Annotated in this window: 23 protein-coding genes and 1 pseudogene; 13 read left to right on the top strand and 11 right to left on the bottom strand. The window is 61.0% G+C overall.

Annotation, left to right across the window (positions count from 1 at the left end; translation table 11 throughout):
• The first annotated feature begins 20 nt into the window (after positions 1-20).
• Complete coding sequence (locus KZJ38_RS25770; protein ID WP_219802649.1) at positions 21-1,415, top strand: FAD-binding oxidoreductase; 1,395 nt, start codon at positions 21-23, stop codon at positions 1,413-1,415.
• Between the two features lie 116 nt (positions 1,416-1,531).
• On the opposite strand, the gene KZJ38_RS25765 is transcribed toward KZJ38_RS25770, so the two are convergent.
• A complete protein-coding gene (locus KZJ38_RS25765; RefSeq protein WP_219802648.1) occupies positions 1,532-2,590 on the bottom strand; it encodes an alkene reductase in 1,059 nt (352 codons plus the stop codon).
• 301 nt (positions 2,591-2,891) lie between these two features.
• A complete protein-coding gene (locus tag KZJ38_RS25760; protein WP_246642007.1) occupies positions 2,892-4,229 on the bottom strand; it encodes an MFS transporter in 1,338 nt (445 codons plus the stop codon).
• A gap of 27 nt (positions 4,230-4,256) precedes the next feature.
• Between KZJ38_RS25760 and KZJ38_RS25755 the strand changes: the two genes are divergently transcribed.
• On the top strand, positions 4,257-4,985 hold the full coding sequence (locus KZJ38_RS25755; protein WP_219802646.1) for an AraC family transcriptional regulator: 729 nt from the start codon (positions 4,257-4,259) through the stop codon (positions 4,983-4,985).
• 15 nt (positions 4,986-5,000) lie between these two features.
• Here the strand turns inward: KZJ38_RS25755 and KZJ38_RS25750 are convergent, their stop codons facing one another.
• Entirely contained in the window at positions 5,001-6,296 is a 1,296-nt protein-coding gene (locus KZJ38_RS25750; RefSeq protein WP_219802644.1) for an MFS transporter, read from the bottom strand.
• A 103-nt stretch (positions 6,297-6,399) separates the two neighbouring features.
• Between KZJ38_RS25750 and KZJ38_RS25745 the strand changes: the two genes are divergently transcribed.
• Positions 6,400-7,290: a LysR family transcriptional regulator gene (locus KZJ38_RS25745; RefSeq protein ID WP_219802643.1), complete on the top strand. Its 891-nt coding sequence runs from the start codon at positions 6,400-6,402 to the stop codon at positions 7,288-7,290.
• A gap of 79 nt (positions 7,291-7,369) precedes the next feature.
• Here KZJ38_RS25745 and KZJ38_RS25740 read toward each other — a convergent pair whose 3' ends face one another.
• From KZJ38_RS25740 to KZJ38_RS25720, 5 genes are read right to left on the bottom strand one after another with little or no spacing between them, the layout of a single operon-like run.
• A complete protein-coding gene (locus KZJ38_RS25740; protein WP_219802641.1) occupies positions 7,370-8,608 on the bottom strand; it encodes an MFS transporter in 1,239 nt (412 codons plus the stop codon).
• Complete coding sequence (gene arsB / locus KZJ38_RS25735; RefSeq protein ID WP_219802639.1) at positions 8,605-9,726, bottom strand: ACR3 family arsenite efflux transporter; 1,122 nt, start codon at positions 9,724-9,726, stop codon at positions 8,605-8,607. The genes KZJ38_RS25740 and arsB overlap by 4 nt, the downstream gene beginning before the upstream one ends.
• Complete coding sequence (locus tag KZJ38_RS25730; protein ID WP_425518436.1) at positions 9,713-10,174, bottom strand: arsenate reductase ArsC; 462 nt, start codon at positions 10,172-10,174, stop codon at positions 9,713-9,715. Before KZJ38_RS25730 ends, arsB begins: the two co-directional genes overlap by 14 nt.
• A gap of 56 nt (positions 10,175-10,230) precedes the next feature.
• Positions 10,231-10,689, bottom strand: a complete 459-nt coding sequence (locus KZJ38_RS25725; RefSeq protein WP_219802636.1) for an ArsI/CadI family heavy metal resistance metalloenzyme — start codon at positions 10,687-10,689, stop codon at positions 10,231-10,233.
• Positions 10,686-11,018, bottom strand: coding sequence for an ArsR/SmtB family transcription factor (locus KZJ38_RS25720; RefSeq protein WP_219802635.1), 333 nt, complete (start codon positions 11,016-11,018; stop codon positions 10,686-10,688). Before KZJ38_RS25720 ends, KZJ38_RS25725 begins: the two co-directional genes overlap by 4 nt.
• A gap of 170 nt (positions 11,019-11,188) precedes the next feature.
• Between KZJ38_RS25720 and KZJ38_RS25715 the strand changes: the two genes are divergently transcribed.
• The 3 genes from KZJ38_RS25715 to KZJ38_RS25705 all read left to right on the top strand — a co-directional run bounded on the left by KZJ38_RS25715 (position 11,189) and on the right by KZJ38_RS25705 (position 14,330).
• Positions 11,189-11,935, top strand: coding sequence for a carbonic anhydrase family protein (locus KZJ38_RS25715; protein ID WP_219802633.1), 747 nt, complete (start codon positions 11,189-11,191; stop codon positions 11,933-11,935).
• Positions 11,936-11,979: 44 nt separating this feature from the next.
• Positions 11,980-12,576, top strand: coding sequence for a uracil-DNA glycosylase family protein (locus KZJ38_RS25710; RefSeq protein ID WP_219802631.1), 597 nt, complete (start codon positions 11,980-11,982; stop codon positions 12,574-12,576).
• Positions 12,577-12,932: 356 nt separating this feature from the next.
• Entirely contained in the window at positions 12,933-14,330 is a 1,398-nt protein-coding gene (locus KZJ38_RS25705; RefSeq protein ID WP_219802630.1) for a tetratricopeptide repeat protein, read from the top strand.
• Between the two features lie 21 nt (positions 14,331-14,351).
• Here KZJ38_RS25705 and KZJ38_RS25700 read toward each other — a convergent pair whose 3' ends face one another.
• The gene (locus tag KZJ38_RS25700) at positions 14,352-14,750 is read right to left on the bottom strand and encodes a c-type cytochrome (RefSeq protein WP_219802628.1); all 399 of its coding nucleotides are present in this window, start codon (positions 14,748-14,750) and stop codon (positions 14,352-14,354) included.
• An 8-nt stretch (positions 14,751-14,758) separates the two neighbouring features.
• A complete protein-coding gene (locus KZJ38_RS25695) occupies positions 14,759-16,708 on the bottom strand; it encodes a thiamine pyrophosphate-binding protein (RefSeq protein ID WP_219802627.1) in 1,950 nt (649 codons plus the stop codon).
• Between the two features lie 347 nt (positions 16,709-17,055).
• On the opposite strand from KZJ38_RS25695, the gene KZJ38_RS25690 reads away from it, so the two are divergent.
• From KZJ38_RS25690 to KZJ38_RS25670, 5 genes and pseudogenes are all read left to right on the top strand, one after another.
• Positions 17,056-17,892: a class II glutamine amidotransferase gene (locus tag KZJ38_RS25690; RefSeq protein WP_219802625.1), complete on the top strand. Its 837-nt coding sequence runs from the start codon at positions 17,056-17,058 to the stop codon at positions 17,890-17,892.
• Between the two features lie 129 nt (positions 17,893-18,021).
• Positions 18,022-19,293 (top strand): cardiolipin synthase, encoded by a 1,272-nt coding sequence (gene cls, locus KZJ38_RS25685; protein ID WP_219802623.1) that lies wholly within the window; start codon positions 18,022-18,024, stop codon positions 19,291-19,293.
• A gap of 226 nt (positions 19,294-19,519) precedes the next feature.
• Complete coding sequence (locus tag KZJ38_RS25680) at positions 19,520-21,208, top strand: sulfatase-like hydrolase/transferase (protein WP_219802622.1); 1,689 nt, start codon at positions 19,520-19,522, stop codon at positions 21,206-21,208.
• Positions 21,209-21,288: 80 nt separating this feature from the next.
• Positions 21,289-21,723 (top strand): annotated as a pseudogene (locus tag KZJ38_RS25675) (diacylglycerol kinase); the annotation flags it as partial.
• Positions 21,724-21,795: 72 nt separating this feature from the next.
• A complete protein-coding gene (locus KZJ38_RS25670) occupies positions 21,796-22,161 on the top strand; it encodes a c-type cytochrome (RefSeq protein ID WP_246642005.1) in 366 nt (121 codons plus the stop codon).
• Between the two features lie 40 nt (positions 22,162-22,201).
• On the opposite strand, the gene KZJ38_RS25665 is transcribed toward KZJ38_RS25670, so the two are convergent.
• Entirely contained in the window at positions 22,202-23,074 is an 873-nt protein-coding gene (locus tag KZJ38_RS25665; RefSeq protein ID WP_219802618.1) for a LysR family transcriptional regulator, read from the bottom strand.
• A gap of 135 nt (positions 23,075-23,209) precedes the next feature.
• On the opposite strand from KZJ38_RS25665, the gene KZJ38_RS25660 reads away from it, so the two are divergent.
• Together KZJ38_RS25660 and KZJ38_RS25655 are read left to right on the top strand one after the other, a co-directional pair.
• A complete protein-coding gene (locus KZJ38_RS25660) occupies positions 23,210-23,995 on the top strand; it encodes an SDR family oxidoreductase (RefSeq protein WP_219802616.1) in 786 nt (261 codons plus the stop codon).
• Between the two features lie 68 nt (positions 23,996-24,063).
• Positions 24,064-25,002 (top strand): dihydrodipicolinate synthase family protein, encoded by a 939-nt coding sequence (locus KZJ38_RS25655; RefSeq protein ID WP_219802614.1) that lies wholly within the window; start codon positions 24,064-24,066, stop codon positions 25,000-25,002.
• The last annotated feature ends 175 nt before the right edge of the window (positions 25,003-25,177 follow it).

Genomic DNA, 25,177 nt, shown 5'->3' with positions numbered 1-25,177 from the left:
AGGCAAATATGAACAAGGACATGACAATCAACACTGCGTATGCCGCAAGCGGCTTCACCGTGTCCACGATCGCACAATTGCGCGATGCGCTGCGCGGCCAGCTTGTTCTGCCCGACGATTCGCAATACGAATCGGCACGGCGGGTCTGGAACGGCGCGATCGACAAGCGGCCAGCGTTGATCGTCTATTGCCTCGACGCCGACGATGTCGTTGCCGCGCTGCGCTTCGCCCAATCGACACATACGGCATTCGCGGTACGAAGCGGTGGTCACAACGTGGCCGGACTTTCGGTCTGCGACAATGGTCTCGTCATCGATCTCTCGTTGATGAAGCAGATCGATGTCGATGCCGAACAGCGCATCGCGCGCGCCGAAGCGGGTCTCAACATCGGCGAGTTCGATCGCGCGACACTCGCGCATGGCCTTGCAACCACGATGGGCGTCAATAGCGACACGGGCATCGCCGGTCTGACGTTGGGCGGCGGCTTCGGCAAGCTCGGCCGCAAGCATGGCTTGACCTGCGATAACCTCATCGCAGTCGAACTCGTCACTGCGCAAGGGCAAAAACTTTTTGTCAGCGAGCGCGAGCACGCCGACCTGTTCTGGGCCCTCCGCGGTGGCGGCGGCAACTTCGGTATCGTCACCGCGTTTCATTTCCGGCTTCACCCTCTTCCTGAGGCGTTGCTAGTCGGAACGGTGTTGTATCCGCACGAGCAAGCGGCGGACGCGTTACGTTTTTATGAACGCTTTGCGCGCGAAGCACCCGACGAAGTCAGCGCCGATGCCGCGCTGGTGACGTTCCCGACCGGGCAACGATTTCTCAACATAACGGCTTGTTATGCCGGCGCGCCGGAAGCAGGCCGGCCGATACTCGCGCCGTTAATGGAGTTCGGCTCTCTTGTGGATTGGCGGCTCGAGCCCACACCCTACCTGCAGATTCAATCCGCTGCCGACAGCCTGTTTCCACGAGGCCGCAGGTACTACTGGAAGGCACAGTTCCTCGCCAAGATCGGAGACGGCGCGATTGACGCGATGCTCGATACCTATGCCGCCTCGCCTTCGTCAGCGACGCTGCTCGTCTTGCAGCATGTGGGCGGCGCGATCGCACGCGTGCCCAGTGCGCGGACCGCCTACGCGAATCGCAACGCGAATTTCGATTGCTTTCCGATCGCAATCTGGGACGATGCCGCGCAGGATGCCGCTCACATTCAATGGGCAAGGAGCGTGTGGCAAGCCGTCAGACCGTATTCGACTGGTGGCGTCTACGCGAACAACCTCGGCGACGAAGGCGAAGACCGCGTGAAGGAAGCGTACGGCGCCAACTATGCGCGTTTGGCGTCGGTTAAACGGCAATACGATCCCGAGAATGTGTTTCGCGGGAACCAGAACATCGTCCCGCTCGCCGAACCGGCTTAGTGGTTTGAGGCGCGCTCACCGATGCACAACATTCCCGCATGCAAACCGCGATGCTCGAGTCGGTCGCATGTCGGGACACTTTCTCAGTTTGTTGGACTCTTTGGCACGCTAATCGCTCAAGCGGCATCGAGCGAAGGATAGTCCGTATAGCCTGTCGTGCCTTCCGCATAGAACGTCGACGGGTTCGGCTCATTAAGCGGTGCGTTCAGTTCGAAGCGGCGCGACAGATCCGGATTCGCGATGAAGAGCTTGCCCCACGCGACCGCGTCGGCCTCACCGGCGTCAAGCAACTGTTGCGCGGTTTCCTTCGTGAACTTCTCGTTCGCAATATACGCGCCGCCGAATGCTTCTTTAAGTTGCGGTCCGATGCGGTCGTCGCCGAGCGCTTCGCGTGCCGAGATAAACGCGATCTTGCGTTTGCCGAGTTCGCGTGCGACATAGCCAAAGGTCGCAGCCGGGTTTGAGTCGCCCATCGAATTCGAGTCGCCGCGTGGCGAGAGATGCATGCCGACGCGATTCGCACCCCATACATCGATGCATGCGTCGACCACTTCGAGCATGAGCCGCGCGCGATTTTCGATCGGGCCGCCGTACGCGTCGGTGCGTTTGTTCGAGCTGTCCTGCAGGAACTGGTCGAGCAGATAGCCGTTTGCACCGTGCACCTGCACGCCGTCGAAGCCGGCCTTCTTCGCGTTTTCCGCGCCGTTACGATACGCAGCGACAACGCCCGGAATCTCCGAGATAAGAAGCGCACGCGGCCTGACGAAGATTCTTCGCGGACGCAACAGACTCACATTGCCTAGCGGCGCAATCGCGCTAGGGGCAACGGGCAGGTCGCCATGCAGGAAGACCGGATCCGATACGCGGCCCACGTGCCATAGCTGCAAAACGATCAGGCCGCCAGCTTTGTGCACGGCATCGGTCACGCGCTTCCAGCCTTCCACCTGCTCGTCGGACCAGATACCCGGCGTGTCCGCATAGCACACGCCTTGCGGCGTGACCGACGTTGCTTCAGAGAGAATCATCCCGGCGGATGCGCGCTCCGCGTAGTACTGCACCATCAGTGTGTTCGGCACGCGGACCTTGTTTGAGCGGGCCCGCGTAAGCGGCGCCATGATGATGCGATTTTTCAGCGAGAGGTCGCCCATCTTGAGGGGATCGAATAGTGTCGGCATGAGGATTCACCTTTATCTTTTGAATACGTGCCCGCAGCCGATGATTCAGCTCGGGCATGAGGGCATGCGGAAACTCCGGTCCTCCGGATTTCCGTGCAGCCGCGTCTGCATCAATCAGGCGTATGAGACGTCGTCCAGACTCCTGATTAAATGCACGCTTAAAAGATAACCGATGCCGATACGCTCTTCGTGTGCAGTTAAGCAAAAGAGAATTTCAATCTGACGGGCGCGGCGCTAGCCGCCCCATCCTTTCGATTACTGAATTTCCCGCTGACACATTGCAAGCGTGTCGCCGCGCGTTTTACGCGGGCGCCGGACGTTTAAGCAGCGGGATCATTGCCGTCATGATCGAACTGACGGCGAGCAACATCCGGAACGGACCAAAGAATCCGCCTGTCCAGTCGCGCAGGAATCCAAAGCTCAAAGGACCCAATGCCGCGATCATGTAGCCCACGCATAGAACGAACATCGTCCACGCATGCGCCTCGCTCGCCGTTGTCGTGCAATCCAGAGGCAGCGTCATTCCCAATGCGAAGCAGACCCCCTGTCCAAACGCGATCATCACGATAAAAGCGCTCGGGAACGAGGTCGGGGAAAACGCGAGTCCCGCGAACCCTGCCACAGTGAGGATCATGCCCAGCGCCAACCATGGACGCCTGTCGGATGATTTGCCGGCGACCGCCCCGGCCGCAAAACTGCCCGCGGCGAGAAGCAACGTGAAGAGGCTAAGCACGAGACCGCTCGGTATATTGCTCGCGTGTGTCTCGCTGTTCCAGGGCGCAACCCAGGCAAGACACGCGTAAGCGATAAACTGGCTCAACCCGAAAAAGATCGCAAGAAGCCACGCGCGCGTGTTGAACCACGGCAGTGCGATCGCTGTCTTGCTGTCCTGACGATGGGTATTGCCAAGCGCCGCGTTAAACCGGCGCGTGAGGTACAACCAGCTTGCAATCGCGCTAAGAGCGAGGATGAACCAGAAGCCCACGCCAAATCTCCAGCTTCCGAACGCATTGGAGATATAACTTGTCGTTCCTGCTGCCAACGTCGCCCCGACACTGAGCCCGCCCGCATAAATGCCCATAAAAAAAGACGATTCGTGCGGAAAGTGCTGCTTGATCCAGCCGCCGATCAAGGCGCCCGCGATGGCGATGCCGATCCCGACCAGCATGGTCCAGAACAGAAAGAGGTTCGTCGAGTACGTTACTGCGCGCAGCAGCATCGCAATGCCCAACAGCAGCAACGAAAGCAACACCGTTCGATCCGTGCCCAAGCGCCGGCTAATCCCTGGCACACACAAAACGAACAGGCCCATGCAGACGTCGGGAATCGAGGTCAATAGCGACGCTTCGGAATAAGTCAGTCCGAAATCATGTCTGATATGCAGAAGCACCGGCCCGATCGATACAATACCGGGCCGCAATGCGAATGAAAGAATCAGTACGCAAAATACCGAGACCATTCGGTATTCAACCGAAAATCTATGGGTTTGAATATCAGCGCTCATTGGACAAACACCTTTAAAGGGTTGTGCAGCGGAGTCTGATATTAGTTTGCGCAAGCGCGCGAGGAAACGACGGTGAATGACAAGATTCGTCGCCGAAGTGACAACACGCAACCGTCGTCGAGAAGCATCGATCACGGCGACTATCAGTCGGTTCCGCGGGTGATGACCGCCCTGGCGCGCAACGAGGCGACGGGCAACTATATTGCGCCTCACAGCCATCCGCGCGGTCAGCTGCTCTATGCGACGTCGGGCTTGATGCGAGCCGCGACCGACACCGGTATCTGGCTTCTGCCTCCGCAACGAGGGTTGTGGATTCCCGCCGGTGTCGTTCACGACCAGCGCATGCTGAGCCCGACAACGATCAGAACGCTCTATATCGAGCCGGCAACAGCCGAACGCCTCGGGAATACCTGTCGAACCATCGAAGTCAGCGCGCTGCTGAAAGAACTGATACTCGCGCTACTCGCCGAGCCAATCGAATATTCGCTAAGTGAAAAGAATCAACATCTGGTCGCGTTAATCCTGATCGAGCTCGAAACGGCGCGTACCCTCAACCTCGAAATTCCATGGCCCCAGGACCGCCGGCTTTTGACGATATGCGAAGCCGTGCTCAATGCACCCGATACCCCGATGAGTCTCGATTACTGGTCCGAGAAAGTGGGCGGTAGTTCAAGGACATTGATACGCCTGTTTATCAAGGAAACCGGCCAGACGTTCCGCCATTGGGTCCAACAGGTTCGCCTTGCCGAAGCGTTGAACCGGCTGGAGAACGGGGAGTCTGTCGCTAACGTGGCGAACGGCCTCGGGTATGCGAGCCCTAGCGCATTCGCCGCCATGTTTCGTAAAACGATGGGGCAATCGCCAACGGACTATCTCGTGAATCGCGTGTAACGACGAACTTTGCCGCTACGCGCTTCTGCCCGTTGCGCGCAGCCAGAGCGAGACGAGAATCGCGACCAGCAGCAGCGAACCGGTCATCCACGTCATGCCGGACCAGCCGCCGAGGTTCCAGAACACGCCGCCCAGCGACCCCACCACGCACGACCCGGCGTAGTACGCAAAAAGATACAGCGATGAAGCTTGCGCCTTACCGGTCTGCGCGCGAGCGCTAACCGATGCGCTCGCAACGGAATGCGAGCCGAAGAAGCCCACCGTCAACACCGCGATGCCGAGCACGATCACGGGCATTGAATCCGCACGCGTGAGCAAGGTGCCGAGCAGCATGAGCCCGAGCGTTATAGGCAATAGCGTTCGACGTCCAAGCCATCCGGACAGGCTGCCGATCCATGCCGAGCTGACGATCCCGCACAGATAGACAGCGAAAATCAAACCGATTTTGGTCTGGCTAAGCGAGAACGGCGGCGCGACGAGCCGGTAACCGATGTAGTTGTAGACGGCCACGAACCCGCCCGCCAGCAAAAAGCCCTCTGCAAATAGCCACGGCAGCGTGCGATCCCGCAACTGCAGCGCGTACGTCTTCCCTAGCAGACCAAGATGCAACGGACGACGAACGAAATGCCGCGACGCCGGCAGATAGCGCCACATAATCAGCGCGCACAGCACCGCGAGAACGGCCATCGTCATCACGGCCGCGCGCCAGCCCCACATATCCGTCACCACACCCGTCAGCAGACGGCCGGACATGCCGCCCAAACCGGTGCCGCCGACATACAGCCCCATCGCGATGCCGAGCGAGCGCGGATGCATCTCTTCGCCGACATAGGCCATGGCGACCGCCGGCAGTCCGCTCAGCGCTACCCCCATCAGCGCGCGCATAACGAGAAACGCCGACCATTGGGGCAGTACCGCACTGAGCACGCCCAGCCCGGCGGACAGGACCAATGCGCCGACCATCATCGGTTTGCGGCCCCACGCTTCGGAAAGGCCGCCAGCCACGAGCAACGAAACGGCAAGCAGGCCGGTCGTCAACGACAGCGCGAGACTCGCGCCCGCCGCGCTCACATGGAAGCTCTCGGAAAAGAGCGGCATCAGCGGCTGCACGCAGTAAAGCAGCGCGAACGTCGCAAAGCCGGCCGCGAACAGCGCACAGTTGGTGCGGACGAATTCGGGCGTGCCGAATTCGATCTTCCGGGGTGCCGCGATCGCCGCATGCGATGCGAGCGGCGCCGTCTCCGCCGCCTCCGCGGTATCTATAACGGGCGCGATTTCCTGTTCCAATGTGTCGGCGTCTTGTCCTGCCATGGTCTTTCCCAATCGATCAATCTTGCGTATATATCGAATGATCCGACTCGGAAGGATGGCCGTCCAATATCGTTTGCGCCGTAATTGATACATAATCCATATCATGGATCTGCGACGTCTTCGCTACTTTGTCGTGCTGGCCGAAACCCTGCATTTCGGCCGCGCCGCGTCGTCCCTGAACATCGCGCAGCCGCCGCTCAGCCAGCAAATCCGAGTTCTCGAGCAGGAACTGGGCGCGCGGCTGTTCGAGCGCAGCAACCGCCGCGTGGAACTGACGCCGGCCGGCAAGGCGCTGCTGCCCGAGGCACGGGCGCTACTCGCACAAGCGGAACGGACGTCGACGGTGGCGGTCCGGGCGCAGCGCGGCGAAATCGGCGAGCTGCGTGTCGGATTGACGGGGTCGGCCATGTTCACCGTCGTGATTCCGCGTTTGATCCTGACGTACCGCCAGCGTTTTCCCGGCGTGCGTCTGCGCATCGATGAACTGACCACCCAGGAACAACTGGACGCGCTGCTCGAACAACGGCTAGACATAGCCATCGTGCGCAGCGTGTCAGCGCCCGACCTGCCCCCTACGCTGCGCGCGACGCGTCTGCTCGAAGATTCGCTGGTGGTGGCATTGCCTGCCCAGCATCGGCTTGCCGGCGCCGCCAAGCCGCTGCCCATCGGCGCGCTGGCGGATGAGGCATTCGTCATGTACCCGCGCGATAGTGGGACCGGCGTGTACGACCAGATCATCATGCTGTGCCGGCAGGCAGGCTTCGCCCCGACCATCGCGCAGGAAGCGCATGCCATGGCAACCATCGTCGGACTGGTTGCGGCAGGGCTCGGTGTCGCGGTCGTGCCGGACTCGCTACGCAGCATCGGCGCGAACGGCGTGGTGTACAGGCCGATCAAGGAAAAGGGCGCGCGATCCGCGATGTGGCTGGTATTGCAGACCCGTCAGCCTTCTCCACAGGCCGCCGCCTTTGCAGCGGTGTCAAAGACGGCATGACCGGCCATTCGCGTTCGGGCGCGCGTGGGCGGCGGCTTCCAGCATGGCAAAAGCGAACGACATTCGGGTGGCACGGCGCTCAAACGCTGGTCACCTTGCCGACGCTTCGATGTTTCGCGTGCGCGGCGATGCGCATTGCCGTAATGAACGCGGCGGCGGACACAAGCGAAACCAGCAATACCGCCCATTCCACCGGGACATAGTTGTGTCCGATCGCCCAGATAGCCGCAGCGGAAATCGGCGCAAGGCCTTTGGCGATGTTGGACGGCATCGAAAGCAGGCCGCTGACCGCGCCATAGCCTTCGGTCCACAACACGTCCTGCAGAATCGTCCCGCGCAGGATGGTCATCATTCCGTTCGCGCCGCCGTACACCATGGCGAAAATGATTAGCAAAACGGGCGACTTGCCGGCCAGCATCAGAATCACAACCGAGACAGGAAACGCTGTGGTGATGACAATGCCCATCTTCGACGGCGGAACGTTGCGGCCGACCGTGAACCAGAGCACGCGCGCGAGCACCTGTGCCGGGCCGATCACCGCCATCGTCGCGACGATGATCGCCGGCGACACGCTGCGCTCGGTCATCAACGGCACGAGATGAAACGTCAGCGCCGCGAAAGTCACGTAGTAGGCCGTAAAGCAGACAGCGAGCGCCCAGAACGTCGGCGTGCGCAGCGCACGCCGCGTGGCAGCCGCATTGGATCGCCGCGTGGCGGCCTCGTGGCCGGCATGACCGGTCCGCGCGGTATCGCGCCCAATCGCAATAGCGTTAAGCGGCAGACAGGCCGCCAGATTGATCGCCGCCAGCACAAGCAGCGCGCCGCGCCAGCCAAGCGTATCGACGAGGCTGTGCGTGAGCGGAATAAACACAGTACTGGCAAAGCCGCCCACCAGCGTGATGAGCGTAATCCTTTTGCGAAAGCTATCGGGAAAACGGCGTGTGATAACGGCGAACACAGGGTCATAGAGCGTCGCGGCCATCGCCACACCGAGGCCTATCCAGACGATGAACAGCGTGACGAGGCTATGCGCCTGCGACCACAAGACCAGCATCGCCGTCGCGAGCACCACGCCCCAGGTCATGACCTGCCGGCCGTGGCCGCGATCGATCCAGATGCCGATCGGCCACGAGGCCAGCCCGGACACCAGCAAACCGGCGGAAAGCGCGCCATTGGTCGCCGTGCGGCTCCACCCCATCGCGCTTTCCATCGGTACGACAAAGAGCGAGAACGCGTAGTAAATCACGCCCCATGCGACGAGCTGCGCGGTTGCAAGCGCCCATGTCGATGCGTTGCCGCCGTTCGATGTGGCAGTCATGAATTGAAATGCCGATGGCCGCTAGACTCGCGTGTGCCCGCTTTGCCAGCCTCATGTTTGCCAGCCTCATACCAGCGCTGCGAGCGGTTGACGATACCAACCACCAGCAACATCACCGGCACTTCGATCAGCACGCCGACCACGGTCGCCAGCGCCGCCCCCGAGTGAAAGCCGAACAGACTGATCGCGGTCGCGACGGCCAGCTCGAAGAAGTTGCTCGCGCCGATCAGGCTCGATGGACCGGCAACACAATGCGCGACGCCAAGCCGGCGGTTGAGCACGTACGCGAGCCCGGAATTGACGAAAACCTGCACGAGGATCGGTACGGCAAGCATCGCTATGACGAGCGGTTCCCGCACGATCGCTTGCCCCTGAAACGCAAACAGCAGCACGAGCGTCGCGAGCAGTGCGCAGATCGAGTACGGACCGAGGCGCGCGACGGCTCGCTGGAAATACGCATCGCCGTGCGCCAGCAGAACGCGCCGCACGGCCTGCGCAATGACCACAGGGACGATGATGTAGAGCAACACCGAAATGACCAGCGTGTCCCACGGCACCGTGATCGCCGACAGGCCGAGCAGCAGCGCGACCAGCGGCGCGAATGCGACGACCATGATCGAATCGTTGAGCGCAACTTGCGACAACGTGAAATACGGATCGCCTTCGCATAGCTTGGACCACACGAAGACCATCGCCGTGCAAGGCGCGGCCGCAAGCAGAATCAGGCCGGCAATATAGCTGTCGAGCTGGCCGGCGGGAAGCCATGGCGCGAACACGTGACGGATAAAGAACCAGCCGAGCAATGCCATCGAAAACGGCTTGACGAGCCAGTTCACGAACAGCGTGACGCCGATGCCGCGCCACTGATTCCTGACCTGCGCCATTGCCGAAAAGTCGATCTTGACCAGCATCGGCACGATCATCACCCAGATCAGCACGCCGACCGGCAGATTGACGTGCGCCAGCTCCATGCGGCCGACCGCCTGGAAAACCTGCGGCAGCACCTGCCCGAGCGCAATGCCGGCGACGATGCAAAGCGCCACCCATATCGTGAGGTAGCGTTCGAAAAAGCCGATCGTCGGACGCGCGCCACGAGCAGCGGCTTCAGCGTGGCTCATTCGACACCTCCGCGGGCTGCGCGCCGATCTCGCGCATTTCGCGCTGGATTGCGTGGTGGTCGAGCACATGCAACGGCAGATTCACGAACTGGCTGACGCGGCTCATGATTTGCCGGAACACCTTGTCGAACACCTTGCGCTTTTCATCGACGCTGCCTTCGAATGCGGCCGGGTCTTCAAAGCCCCAATGCGCGGTAATCGGCTGGCCGGGCCAGATCGGACAGACTTCACCCGCGGCCTGGTCGCATACCGTCACGATGAAATCCATCGGCGGCGCATCGGGCGTGGCGAATTCATCCCAGCTCTTGCTGCGTACATTCGACGTGTCATAACCCAGCGCTTCACAACGTTCGACAGCCAAAGGGTTGACCGCACCGGTCGGATGACTGCCCGCGCTGTATGCGCGGAAATGGCCTTTGCCGAGCACATTGAATAACGCTTCGGCCATGATGCTGCGCGCGCTGTTTCCCGTGCAAAGAATGAGGATCGTCCAAGGTCTGGAACTCACGTGCGGCTCCGGAAACCGACGACCGATTCAACCGGTGTACAGCACGCGGTGGCAGCCGCTTGCGACGACTCGCGCGACTGCCCATAAACAGGCGCCGCCTCAAGTGTCCGGAACGTCTCCCATGCAACGCCCTGCGGATCGACGGTCCATGCCTTATCCGACTTCGCGTAGCAGCATGTCGTGCCGGTCTGCGTCTCGACGGGCAATTGCGCCGCCGCGAAGCGCTCGTTCATCTCGGCCAGTTCCACATCGGTCTCGACCTGAATGCCGACATGATCGATACCGAGCTTCGCGCCGCGTTGGGAAATCGCGAAGTTGACCGCCGGATCGGTCAGTTCCCACTTGCAGTAGTCGTGCTTGATGACGGTCGGCTCCGCATTGCCGAACATCGCACGATAGAACTGGATGCTGTCGCTCAGATTCTCGACCGACACGTGAATGTGCATGCGCTTCATGATTTGTCTCCGCAACAGGAAGAGGGGTCGCTTGCCGCGCACGGTGTGCCGGCGCAGCAGTTCTCAGTCAGGAACGCGATGAGATCGGTCATCGCCTCGAAATTGGCTGTGTAAATGACGAAACGCCCTTCCTGCCGCGGCTTGACGAGCTCCGCATGCGTCAGATCCTTGAGATGAAACGACAGGCCTGAAGGCGCGATGCCGAGCTGCTGCGCGATTTCGCCTGCGGGCATGCCGTCCGGGCCGGCGACAACCAGCGCGCGAAAGATGGCGAGGCGGGATTCGTGAGCGAGCGCGCCGAGCGCGCGTACGACGAGGTTCGAGTCCATGCCTCTACGATACAGGCCTCGTTTCGATATTTCAAGTATTGTTGAAATGACGATCCGTTGATCGCTGACTTTTTTATGAGGTCCCTTCCCCCAGCGCATATAGTCAAACAGGCAATACGAAGGCAACACGAAGGGAACACGAACTCGCGGCTGATTCGAAGGAGGAAACAATGGACGCAATCAGAAATTGCTGCCGGATGGCTCACTCCATGAACACCGGGCGCCGCATGTGGCTGAAAGCGGCGGTGAGCACGCTAACGATCGTGGCGGGAATCGGGTTCGAGGCAGATACCGCCGAAGCCGCCGCGCTCACAAAGGAGAAGCGCGATTCGCTGACACCCGACCAGATCATCGAGCTGATGAAAAAGGGCAACGCGCGCTTTCGCGCGGGCAAGATGCAACCGCGCGACTTTCTCGCACAGAAGCGGGCGAGTGCCGCGGGACAGTACCCGGCGGCCGTTATCCTCAGTTGCATCGATTCGCGCGCCCCCGCGGAAATCATTCTCGACGCGGGCATCGGCGACACGTTCAATGCGCGTGTAGCCGGCAACGTGTCCAATCCGGACATCCTGGGCAGTCTCGAGTTCGCATGCGCGGCGTCCGGCGCGAAAGTGGTCCTCGTGATGGGCCACACATCGTGCGGGGCGATCAAAGGAGCGATCGACAACGTGCAGCTCGGCAATCTGACGGGGCTGCTCGACCAGATCAAACCGGCGGTCGAAGCGACGCAGTACACGGGGGAACGGAGCAGCAAGAACCTCGCATTTGTCGACGCCGTCGCGCGCACCAACGTTCAGCAGACGATCACGTCGATCCGTAATGGCAGCCCAACGCTGCACGATCTGGAAAGCAAAGGGCAGATCAAGATCGTCGGCGCCATGTACGAACTGAACGGTGGCGAGGTGAAGTTTCTGTGAGGTGATTGCCGGACTCCGCATGGCCCGGGCACAGTTCGTCGATAATGCGGATCATGAAGCAATCTCCTCTGAATGCCCTGCTGCGCGACATCCGCGCCTGCACGATCTGTGCGCCTGTGCTGCCGCACGCGCCTCGGCCGATCGTGGCCGCGTCCGAAAAATCGCGAATTCTGATAATCGGCCAGGCGCCCGGCGCGCGCGTGCACGCGTCGGGCATCCCATGGAGCGATGCGAGCGGCACGCGGCTGCGCACGTGGCTCGGCGTCGACGATGCAGCCTTTTACGACGACACAAAATTCGCCCTCGTGCCGATGGGCTTCTGCTTTCCGGGCCGCGGTGCAAGCGGCGATCTGCCGCCACGCCCGGAATGCGCCGCGCGCTGGCACAACGATCTGCTGGCGCAGATGCGCTCGGTTCGGCTCACGGTGCTGATCGGACAATACGCGTTACGGTTTGGACTCGGCAACGCATCGAGCACGACGCTAACCGAGACGCTGCTGCGGTGGCGCGACTTCAGCCCGAAGATCATTCCCTTGCCGCATCCCTCGCCACGCAACATCGCGTGGTTCAAGCGCAACCCATGGTTCGAAGCGGACGTGTTGCCGACGCTTCGCGAGCAGGTCGCGCTGGCGTTGTCGTGAGCCATCCAACACAACGCCGGAATCTGTTGTCGCGGCCGCGACATCCGCTCGCGGCTGATTGAACCTTATCCCCTCGAACGCCCGTCGCACGGGGCTCCCCTGCCTTGGCACAGTCGATGCAGGAATGCGCTCGCTCGCGAACCGGAAGCTCTACGAGCAGACCGTCACCGAGGAGACCAACCATGGAATCAGTCGACCGCAAGAATTCGGGTTCCCGTTCTGCAAGCATCCGCTTTGTTAAAGCACGAGGATCTAAAACAAAAGGCCGTTCCACACTAAGACTCGCGCTGGCGTTGCTCTTTCTAACGCCTCAGAAATGGCACCGATGGATCTTAAGCTGGGCGTGTACCGTTGCCGTGCTTTATCTGATCGCGCATCTCGCCGTCGACTGCTACACGCTAAGATTGACTGTACCGCCCGTTAGCGTGCCGCCGTCGCTGGAAAACCGCGGCTATCGGCCGGAATCTGTGGCAGGTCTCGTAACGATCGAGATGCAGAGAATGGGTGCGCTCGCGAATGTGACGATCCCGCACGAAGAGATTAGTGGCGCCTCCGAATCCAGACTCGATATCCGGATACCCGGGCAAGACATCACGTATCACGCGGTGCTCGACTTTCTGAAGCAGATGACGCACCGCGCCGACGTGGCGGTTCGCATCGATATTGCCGAAAAGGAAGGTTCTGCACTCGTCGCGCATCTTCGCGTAGAGGGTGGCCCGTTCGACGGAAGACAGGATAAAGTCGAGGCCGGCCCCGACACCGCGGAGATCGACGCGTTCATCAAGGAAGTCGGCACCACCGCAATGCGGCTGGCGCAGCCGAATGTTCTTGCGAGCCACCTCGTTAAAGAAGCCGAAGACAATCACTGCAGCGGCGCCGGTTGCGACCTCAACTTCAGCAAGGCCGAACGCATCTACGACGAAGTGCTGCGATTGCCGATGGGCCGTTCCGGCGCGCAAGCGCAGGCGATCGCTCAGGCGACTGCTCAGGCAGGCAAAGCGGACATCCTGATCATTCGCGGCAGATTCGAAGATGCACGCGAGCTCAGCAAGGAAGGCGCCGCCCGCTTCGGTGAATCGGCTGCACTGCATCAGATCAACGCGGTCGCGCTCGAGCACAACGGACATCGGGACGAAGCGATCCGCGAATTGCGTGCCGGCGTCCGGCGCTCGGACGCGACGGCGGAAACATGGCGCGTCTATGGCGACGTGTTGATCCATGCGTGGTACGAAAGCGGCGACCCGAAACGATACGAAGACGCAATCAAAGCATTCAAGTCGGCGCACGAAGCGGAGCCGCGCTTTGCCGACAATCTTCATGACTGGGGTGAAGCGCTGCTGTCGAATGGCAAACTCGATGAGGCCGTGGCGAAATTTTCGTCGGCGGTGAGCGTCAGCGGCGATCGCCATGGGCCTTCACGAATCGGCTGGAGTATCGCGCTTTACTGCAAGGGGGACGTTAAGGGCGCGCGCGTAGAGCTGGATCGCGCGAGCCGTATCAACGGTAGCAATGACGATATCGCACGCGTGCTTGCGGCTATGTCGAAGGGCGTACGAGGCGTGAGGCCGGGTGGAATCGTGCCGGTTGGCGATATGGCGGACGGCGGACCGGGGGCCGACGATTCGACGGCCGACGACCCAGCCTTACTCGCACAAACAGCAAACGGTTCAGTGCATCCGGCCGCTTACTACCGTCGATGCGCGCAAGGGATGCTACGGGCGAGAAGCGTCGGCACGTCGAAGTTCCAGTCGTGATCCCGGAGCGCATTCAATCATTCAATGCGCGCCCGCCACATCGACTTTCGGCAGTAACGGAATGCTGTCTGGCGCTTGCGGTTGTGGCAACGAGATGAGATACGCGTAGATATCCTGCAGATCCGTGTCACTCAACACCCTGGTCGAAAAAGGCGGCATTTCGCCAGATGGCGCTCGCACGTAGTTCGAAATCGCGACGAAAGGCAATACGTCGACACCGATCGCCGGGCCGACGCCCCCCTGACCCACGGTGCCGTGGCAGAGATAACAGCCGTTCTGGAGAAACAGTTCGTGTCCGTGGCGCGCATGCGCGTCGGAAGGTCCCGGCATCGGACGGGTTTGCGCGCCGGCCGGCACGATGCCGGCGGCCAGCACGCACACGAGCAGCGCTGCGCTGCGGGCAACTTTGCCTGGCTTCATTCCGGCTCCTAACGCGGTTGAGTGACGACATCGAGCAGGGCCGGCTGGCCGCTCTTTACCACTGCCAACGCACGCTGCAGCGCTGGCCCCAGTTGCGCGGGATCGGAAATCGGTCCTTCAGCCCACACGCCCATCGATTTCGCCATGCCCGCAAAGTCGACATACGGCGCCTCGATCAGCGTACCCACCCGCCATGAGTGCGGATCACGATCGCGTTGCACCGCGATTCGTTGCACGTGCATCGTTTCCTGATGCCAGGCGCGGTTGTTATGCATGACGATCAGCAGCGGAATCTTATGGTGTGCCAGGGTCCACAGCACCGAAGGCACGAACATCAGGTCGCCATCGGGCTGTATATCTACCGCGATGCGGCCTTCGGCCTTACACGCGAGCGCCGCGCCGGCCGCCGCCGGCAAGCCGTAACCAATGCCATAGCCGCCGGAATTGCCCATGAAATGCTTGTGATCGGTGAAATCCCACAGTTGCTGCGGCCAGAAGCTCTCGAACTGCGCTTGAGATACGAGCGACCACTTCTCGTGTTTAATCTGCGCCCAGATTTCCTGACAGAGTCGCGCAGTTGAAATCGGACTCGCGTCCCAACCGGCCGCGGCGCGCCGCCGGGCGCCATTGCGCATCGCAAGATAGGCATCGACCATCGGCTTCTTGCGTGCCGCGATGGTCGACGCATGGTCGCGGGACGCATGCGTGACTGCCTCGATCAAATCGGGTAACGTAGTCTGCGCGTCGGCGCCGATCATCATGTCTGCCGCCAGATAGCGCTGCACGTCGCCGAAGGCCGATCTGGAATAGAGATAGCTCGAGCTGATGCTGATCACCTGCGCGTCCGGCTTGATCACGCGCTTCCACGGCCGGCCCGGCGTGTCGGACATATGATTGACCAGCCCCCAGACGTCATTCACCTCGAGCGCCAGAATCACATCGGCTTCGCGCAGCAAATGACCGCGCCGTCCCGTTTGATGCAGGAAATGGTTAGTCGGGAAATTCATGCGCCCATAGAGGTCGATCACCGGCGCATTCAGGCTTTCGGCCAGTTTCACCAATAGTTCGACGCCTTCTTGCGAGCGCGCGGTGCGATCGACCACGATCACCGGATGCGCGGCATTCGCAATCGCTTTCGCGACTGCCGCGATGGTCTTCGCATCGGCCTCGGGCGGAATCACCTCACGCAAGGGCGGGATGCTTAGCGCACTGCGGTCGCCAATTGGCTCTTCCTGCAATTCACTATCGGCGAGCACCAGCACCGGGGCCATCGGTGGTGTCGTCGCAAGCATGCGGGCACGCATGAACGATTCGCCGAAATTCTGTAGCGAAGCAGGCGCATCGTCCCACTTCACCATATCGCGCACCATTGCACCGGGGTCCACGGCGGTGTGAAACCATTCGACGCCCGGCAAGCGTTTGTTGGCATCCGCCGTATTGCCGGACACCACCATCACCGGCACACGATCGCACCACGCGTTATAGATCGCCATCGACGCATGTTGCAGGCCCACCACCGAATGCATCATCGCGCCCATCGGCTTGCCCGCCATCTTCGCGTAGCCGTGCGCCATGCCGGTCGCGACTTCTTCGTGGCAACACACGACCAACTGCGGCGCCCGGTTGCCGCCATAGTTGACGATAGACTCCTGCAAGCCGCGCATCGCCGACGACGTCACCATCGCGACGTATTCGAGGTTGGCGTTTTTGAACACGTCGATCATGAAATCGGAGCCGGGATTCGCGACGTGCTTGCCGGGTTCCGGCATGGGCTGATCGTTCGACCCCATCGTTTCTGCTGCTACGGTGGGCGCGGACGGTGTCGCCGCCGAAGCTGGCTGTGGGCCACCGGTTTGCGCGCGCACAGGCTTTGGCGCGACCAGCGTCGTGCCGGCGGCGGCGCCTGCCGCCAGCGCACCCTTCAGAAAGTCGCGGCGCTTCGATTCTTTTACAGACATCGAACGCCTCCACCTTTGCCATCCGCCTCGCCGCTGAAAGCTGGGACCGGTTTGCAATATTCTTTCGACATGCTTAATACGACGCGTATTCCAGCTTCGGGCAGAGCATCCATCGTTCGCTGTCTCCGTTTTTACTTCATTTTTGTGAGAGGAGAGTGCCGTATGAGGGCTTCACGGCACAAACGAAAATAATTCATGTGGCACCCAAATTTGGCTCATAGCTGCGTCCATGGACCACCTGGCAAAGCCATCAGATCAGTACGTCGCGCAGTCGCGCGAGAAGCGCAATCGCGGTAAGGTGTCGTCAGCCGATTGGCGCAATCGCGCTTTTTTCCAGGAGAGGGATCATGTGTCGCTGGCTTGCCTATACGGGAAATCCGATTCAGCTCGAAACGGTAATTTTCCGTTCGACGCATTCGCTGATCGATCAAAGCCTGCACTCGCGCATGGGCGCAACGACGACCAACGGCGACGGCTTCGGTATCGGCTGGTATGGCCGGCCGCATGAGGCTCCGTTCCGTTACCGCAGCATTCGCCCGGCGTGGAACGACCACAATCTGCGTGAGGCCGCCCGGGCCATTCACTCGCCTTTGTTTGTCGCGCATATCCGCGCGGCGACCGAGGCGCCCGTGCAGGAATCCAACTGTCATCCGTTTCGCTACAACCAGTGGCTATTCGTGCATAACGGGCTGATCCGGCATTTTCACGTGCTGCGCCGCGACCTGATGCTGCGGATCGACCCCGCGCTGTTCGGTTCGGTTGAAGGATCGACCGATTCGGAAGTCATGTTCTATCTCGCGCTTACGTATGGACTTCAGCAGTCGCCGGTCGCCGCGCTCGAACGCATGGCCGGACTGATCGAGCAAACTGCAGCGCTGCATCGCGTGACGCTGCCGCTCAATATGACCATTTGCGCCACGGACGGCGAGCAGGTCGTCGCGGTTCGCTACTCGAGCGAGCGGCAGTCGCGCACGCTGTTTCACAGCACGTCGTTCAGGCATCTGCATGAGCTTTATCCGCACGATCCGCGCATTGCGGCAGCTGGCGAAGATGCTTTTCTGGTGCTGTCGGAGCCGCTGGTTGACCTGCCCGATGCTTGGGAAGAAGTGCCGGAGAGTACGGCTATTGTTGCCCGCCGTGGCGATATCCAGCAGCAGGCTTTTGTGCCGCGTATGCAGGCGTGAATCAAGACCTCTGAATCAAGGTCCGAATGCAAGCCTGATCGCGGGCTTGAAAGCGGCAGGGCTCAGGCACAGGAATGACCGTCGTACACTAACGGTTCCGGACGGATGTCCGCTACGCGAGGCCCGCGCATGCCGACGATTGCCCTGATTGTCCTGACCGTCGTAGTAACGCTCGTCGTCGTACTGCTGATCGCGAACCTGACGAGCGGCGAAAAGAAGATCGAGCACAAGATCGAACGGCTGTATCCCAGCGAAGATCCGCAGTTCATGCGCTCGATGGGGCTGCTGCTCGGGCCGCCGGTCGTCGGAGGCAATCGCTTCGACGTGCTTGTGAACGGCGACGAGATCTTTCCGTCGATGCTGGAAGGCATCCGCTCGGCGCGTCACACAATCACTTTCGAAACCTTCATTTACTGGTCCGGCGCGATCGGCGAGGACATTGCGCAAGCGCTATCCGACCAGGCACGCGCGGGTATCGCCGTGCATGTGCTGCTCGATTGGGTCGGCTCCTCGAAGATGGACAAGCGCTATCTGCAGATGCTGCGAGACGCCGGCGCCGAAGTGATTCAGTATCACAAGCCGCACTGGACAGGCCTCGGCCGCATGAACGACCGCACCCACCGCAAGCTGCTCGTGATCGACGGACGCATCGGCTTCACAGGCGGCGTGGGTATCGCCGACGAATGGACGGGGCACGCACAGGACGAGAAGCACTGGCGCGACACGCACTTTCGTGTAGAAGGCCCTGCCGTCGGACAGATGCAGGCGGTCTTTATGGACAACTGGGTCAAAGCAACAGGGAATGTGCTGCATGGCCCGCACTATTTTCCGGAGATCGGCGCCGCGGGCGACGGCCTCGCGCATATGTTCAGCAGTTCGCCGTCGGGCGGCAGCGACGATATGCAGCTGATGTACCTGATGGCGATCACCGCCGCGACGCATTCCATTCACTTGTCGAGCGCGTACTTCGTGCCCGACAAGCTGACGATCAACGCGATCGTCGAAGCGGCAAAACGCGGCGTGAAGGTGCGCATTATCACGCCCGGCAAGCGCATCGACACCCATACGGTGCGCGAGGCGTCGCGTGCGTGCTGGGGCGACCTGCTCGCGGCAGGCGTCGAGATGCATGAGTACCAGCCGACGATGTTCCACTGCAAGCTGCTTGTGGTCGACGAGTATCTGGTATCGGTTGGCTCGACTAACTTTGATAACCGCTCGTTCAAGCTCAACGATGAGGCGAATCTCAACATCTACGACCGCGATTTTGCGCAGCAGCAAACAGCGATCTTCGACGCCGACATCGCCCACGCAAAACGCATCACGCTCGACGACTGGCGCCGCCGCCCACTCGTCGAAAAGCTGCTGGAGCGCGTTGTCGCGCTGCTCGACCCGCAACTTTAGTCACGCAGTCACGCGAATGACACATTTGTGTGCTAGCGCGCAAAGCCGGGGCTTTTACGATTTACATTACGCCACCGGTCGCGTTTCATTGAACTCTGCGACCGGCGCATTTCGATTCCCATGGTCGCGCTTCATGAGCAGCGCTTCATGAGCAGGATAAAACCGCGACCGTGACGGCAGAGGCACTGCCTCCGGGACAACTCGTCATCGAGAGCGAGAGGGGTCCATGAGACTTAAGCCAACTCTGCTGGTAAAGATCGGATTACTGCTTCTGGTGATCAATGCCACGAACCATGGCGCATTCAGTCGCGCGCATTTTCTGCTTGTCGATAAGCGTTTAATAACGCTTGTGATATTCGGCGCGATCTGGATCCTCTCGCTTGCCGCCATTCTCGCCGCCGCCTTCCATCCCTCCCCTGTCGTGCGTCTGTTCTGGGCGGTTCCACTCAGCGTCGCCGGGACGGCGGCCTTTGCCTACTATGCGGTTCAGCAATCCGAGTTCTTCATATTCGATGTGCTGAACTTCTGGTCCGCCCGCCATGACACGAATCGGGCACTGGATTTCTATTCCGGCGCGATCGTACCGTCGCTGACTGTCTTCTTTGTGAGCTTCGTGGCGTTCTCCATGCCAACCGGTTTGTCCACCGAAGTTCATCGCCCGATGCGGTTTGCGCTTTCCATGGCACCGTTGCTGCCCATCGTGCTTATGATCCTCGTCGTGCTTTATCGCGACGGCAAAGGCTCGGATGCCATGCCCAAGCAGTTTGCGCCACTGTCGCTCACTGTCCTCGCCGCCTACAAGATCGACACCGGCCGATTTCCCGACCGCCATCAGGTGCAATTGACGCCGGGTACGCCACTGGTCCGCGCGCTGGTTCTGATGGTCGATGAAAGCGTGCGCGCCGACCATGTGAGCCTCGAACCGGGCAACCCATACACCCCCGAATGGGCCGCGGTGCGCCAGCCCTGGATCGATTTCAGTCCTGCGGTGTCGGGCAGCAATTGTTCCAACAATTCGAACGCGCTGCTGCGCTTTATGGCCAACCCGCGCAATCTCTCGACCAGCATCACGACGAACCCGACCGTCTGGCAATACGCGAAAGCGGCCGGATTCCGCACCGTCTATATCGACGCGCAGGCCGGCTTTATCAGCGCCTATGGCAAGCTGCAAAACTATATGACGCCCGCGGAGACGAACTCGATCGACCGTCTCTACAAACTGGACGCGAGCATTCCCACGCACCAGCTCGACGACGAACTCGTCCGTATCACGTTGTCCGAACTGAGCCGCGGCGATCGCGTGTTTATCTACGCGAACAAGAATGGCGCCCATTTCCCTTACGTGAACGACGCGCCCGGCGACAAAAAGCCTCCCGTTGCCATCGACGGCAATTTCGTCGGCAACGATCCGGCCACGCTTGCAACCTATGCCAGTGCCGTGCGCTGGTCGACCGATCGAACCATGGCGAAGCTGACACGCGACGCGAACTGGAACGGCATGACGATGATCTACACGTCCGACCATGGCCAGAACTTCAGCCCGGGACACTTGACCCATTGCAGTTCCGCCAGCAATGTCGATCCTCAGGAAGGCATCGTTCCGTTGATGGTCGCCACGGAAGACCCAGGCCTGAGGCAACGCTTCACCGGCGTGTCGCAGCGCTTCCCGGGGCATGGCTCGCATTTCGCCATCGCGCCGACGCTGATGGAACTGATGGGATATGCGCCCGCGGACATCGCATCGATCTACGACGAATCGCTTCTGCACAATCTCGATACCAAACCGCGCTTCGTTTCCGACGACCTGTTCGGCGTATTCAGCTCGCAAGCCAACTGGCACGACGTCGACCCGTTCACGCAGCGGCCTCGTACGCAAACTGCCAGGCAGCATTCGGTTCAGGCGCAGGTCAATTAATTCGCATCGCTACGTTTATCTCATCATTCATTCAACAGCACGCGACACGCAGACCTATGCCGCCATACGTCCCGCCGCCCGAGCCGCTCTCCCCCGACGATCCACTTTCGCCGTTGTCGTTCAATCCGTACAAAGGCAGCCGCGGTCTCATGCGCGGCTGGCGCGCGGTAAAGAACTCGCTGGCCGGATTTCACGTCGCGATTCGTGAAGAAAGCGCCTTTCGCCAGGAACTCGCGCTCGCCGCGATCCTGATACCGTGTGGCCTCGCCGTGCCCGTCGATCCAGCCTCGCGTGTGCTATTGCTCGCGTCGGTGCTGCTCGTGCTGATCGTCGAACTGCTCAATTCGAGCCTCGAAGCGGCGATCGACCGCATCTCGCTCGAACGCCACGAACTGTCGCGCCGCGCGAAGGATCTCGGCAGCGCGGCCGTGATGGTCGCGCTTCTCATGTGCGTAATGGCGTGGGCCGTGATCGTCGGGCCGCTCGTGGTGCGCTGGTTTCGCGCGCTGTTATAGCCGTCGATGACTCATGAACAGCCACAACAGCATGCGGCTCGCGCCGGGGTACTGCGCGTCACGTCCGTCGCTTTGATTTTCATTGCGGCGGCCATGCCGATACGCACCCATGCAGGCTCCGGGCAGGCCGACCGTCCGCCATCCAACGATAACATCGTCAGCACCTGGCGCATCCTGCGCGCGGTCGACTGCGCCCGCTGTCATGGCAAGGATTACGAAGGGCTGGCCGCACCGTCGATTGTCGACTACGCGCGCACGCAAAGCCGTGAGATGTTTGACCGCATGGTCCTTGACGGCGACCCGCCGCGCGGAATGCCCGCGTATCGCGACAACCCGCAGATTGCCGGGCACATCGACGATATCTACCGGTACTTCGTCGGCCGTGCGAACGGCACCATTCGCGCTGGCGCACCGCAGCCACAGCCGCAGTCAAAGTGACCGCGATCCTCGCCATCTCTTTGACGTTTGAACCCGCGCACTAACTTCGCATCGCCTGCGCTTCAGCCGTAAGACTTTCAATGAGTGCCAGCGCCGGCTGCCGGTTCATCGCCGATCGCCGGATCAGAATGCCGATCTCACGCGCGAGCGGGTGACCCGGCAATGCAATCACCTTGATCCCCGCCGTACGCGCCACCGGAATCAGTTCGCCGGGAATAATCGAGCATCCCAAGCCCTCGCTCACCATTCTCAGGATCACTGACGGCTCGTCCACTTCGATGCTATCCATGGTCCACAAACCATGCCGCTTCAAAAAGCGGTCCACGAGGTGGCCACCGTGCGAACGCCGGTCATAACGAATAAAGGGCTGCTGGCGAAAGAGTTCGCCCAGATCGTCGGGTGAACCTTCAGGCGCCACGCCGACGTAGCGTTCCTGCAATAGCGGAAGCCACTTCAGATCGGCAGGCAAGCCGAGGTGAGGTTTGATCATCACCGCAACGTCGAGATCTTGTGAATCGACGCGCGTGAGCAACTGGATCGACGTGCCCGGCACGATATTGATGTTCGCCTTCGCGTGCTCGCGGCGAAACCGCAGCAAGGCTTTCGTCAGAAAGCTGTTCTGCACGGTGGAAATGGCGCCCACGTTGATCACGCGTCGCGCCGTGCCGCCCGGGCCCTGCTTCAGGCCCTCGAACGATTCCAGAATGCGCGCCGCCTGATCGAGCACGTCGCGGCCCTCGCTGCTTAGCGTGACCGATTTACCCGTGCGGTCGAACAACGCATAGCCCAACTCTTCCTCGAGCCGCCGTATTTGCGTGCTAACCGCGGATTGAGTCAAACCCAGCCGGTTACCGGCCGCCGAGAACGATTCGGTTTCAGCAGCTACGACGAAGGTGCGGAGATTGCGGATCATGTATCAATCTTTTCGATGCTCAGACTAGAAACTATCCGTTTTGTATCGAACTTCCCGTTGCCTATACTAACCGGCCAACAGGTTGATCGCCATCACGTCGGCCGCCTCATCACCTTCCATCTTTGGAGTTGCACCTTGGATCTGGGAATTGCTGGAAAAACCGCACTCGTATTCGGCGCGGCGGGCGGCCTCGGCGGCGCCATTGCGCGAGCGCTGGCGGCCGAAGGCGCGCGCATCGCCGTCGCCGACATCAATGCAGACGCCATGTCGCAGACCGTTGCGGACATCCGCGCCGCGGGCGCCGAAGCACTGCCGCTGCAGTGGGATCTGTCCGATCTGAGCATCGTCGAAAGCCGGATCGAGGCGATCCGCGACGCGTTCGGCAATATTGACATCCTCGTCAACAATACCGGTGGACCGCCGCCGACGCCGGCCGCGGGCCAGTCGGTCGATCTGTGGACGAAAAGCTTTCAGTCGATGGTGATGTCTGTCATTGCGATTACGGATCAGGTGCTGCCCGGCATGCGTGAACGCAAGTGGGGCCGCGTGATCACCAGCACGTCGTCGGGCGTGGTCGCACCGATCGCCGGACTCGGCATTTCGAACGCGCTGCGTATGTCGCTCGTCGGTTGGTCGAAGACGCTCGCGCGCGAAGTGGGCCGCGACGGCATCACGACCAATATCGTGCTGCCCGGGCGTATCGCCACGCCGCGCATCACGTTCCTAGACGAACAGAAGGCGAAGCGCGAAGGGCGCAGTGTCGAGGAAGTCAGTGCGGAAAGCGTCGCGTCGATTCCGGTTGGACGCTATGGCAATCCGCGCGAGTATGCGGCGGCGGTGACGTTCCTCGCGAGCCAGCAGGCCGGTTACATCACCGGCTCGGTGATTCGCGTCGATGGCGGACTGATCGCCAGCGTTTGAACGTTGAGCGCCAGCGCGGCATCGATACACCGCATCGCGAGGTTGAACTTAACCAGGAGCAGGACTTCATGAGCAACCTGTTGAATCCCACTGCCAAAGGCGTTTTTCTGATCGCGGTGACGCCTTTCACCGATAGCGGCGCACTCGATCTCGAGAGTACCGATCGCATGGTGGATTTCTATCTGGAGCGCGGCGCAACCGGCCTGACGATTCTCGGCATCCTCGGCGAAGCGACCAAGCTGACGGCCGACGAGTCGCGCACCTTCGTCAAGCGCGTACTCGCGCGCGTGGCCGATCGCGTGCCGGTGGTGGTCGGCGCATCGGCCGCGGGTTTCGCGCCGATGCGCGAACTGTCCGCAAGCGTGATGGACATGGGCGCCTCCGGCGTCATGGTTGCTCCAGCTCCGACACTGCGCACCGACGACCAGATCGTCGCCTATTTCGACATGGTCAACGAGACCTTAGGCGACGCTTGCCCGTGGGTTCTGCAGGATCATCCGGTCTCAACGGGTGTGCAGATGTCCACGCCCGTGGTGCTGCGAATCCTCAAGAACTCGCCGACCTGCGTGATGCTCAAGCACGAAGATTGTCCGGGCCTCGCGAAGCTCTCGGCTATCCGCGCGGCGAGCGATAAGGGCGAGGTCAAGCGTGTTTCGATCCTGACCGGCAATGGCGGCGGTCTCTTTCTGCCTGAAGAACTGACGCGCGGCGCCGACGGTGCGATGACCGGTTTCGCCTACCCCGAGATGATGGTCGACGTATGCAAGGCCCATGCGAATGGCGATATCGAACGCGCACACGACCTGTTCGACGCCTACCTGCCGCTCGCGCGCTATGAGCAGCAGTCGGGCATCGGCCTAGCGGTACGCAAGCACATCATGGCGCAGCGCGGCGTGATCGCTTCGGCGGCGTTGCGCAAACCCGGTCCCAAGCTTTCTGCCACCGATATCGCCGATATCGAGCGCCTTGTCAGGCGGCAGACGAAGCGCCTTAGCGAGATTCAATAAGCCTTACAGCAAAGCATTAAAGTGCGGGCGTGAACAAGCGCCCGCCAATTACGTATCACCAACAATCAATTACAAAAACAAAATCTCGACGCCTCGTATCGATAGTTCCGCGAGTTTAATCTCAAGAACGCCTGAACGCCTACCGATAACACAAAGGCAGTTTTAACAACCCGGG

This window comes from Paraburkholderia edwinii, assembly GCF_019428685.1.
GTDB lineage: Bacteria > Pseudomonadota > Gammaproteobacteria > Burkholderiales > Burkholderiaceae > Paraburkholderia > Paraburkholderia edwinii.
The sequence above is the reverse complement of the archived record's forward strand: the minus strand, read 5'-3'. Positions and strand labels throughout refer to the sequence as shown.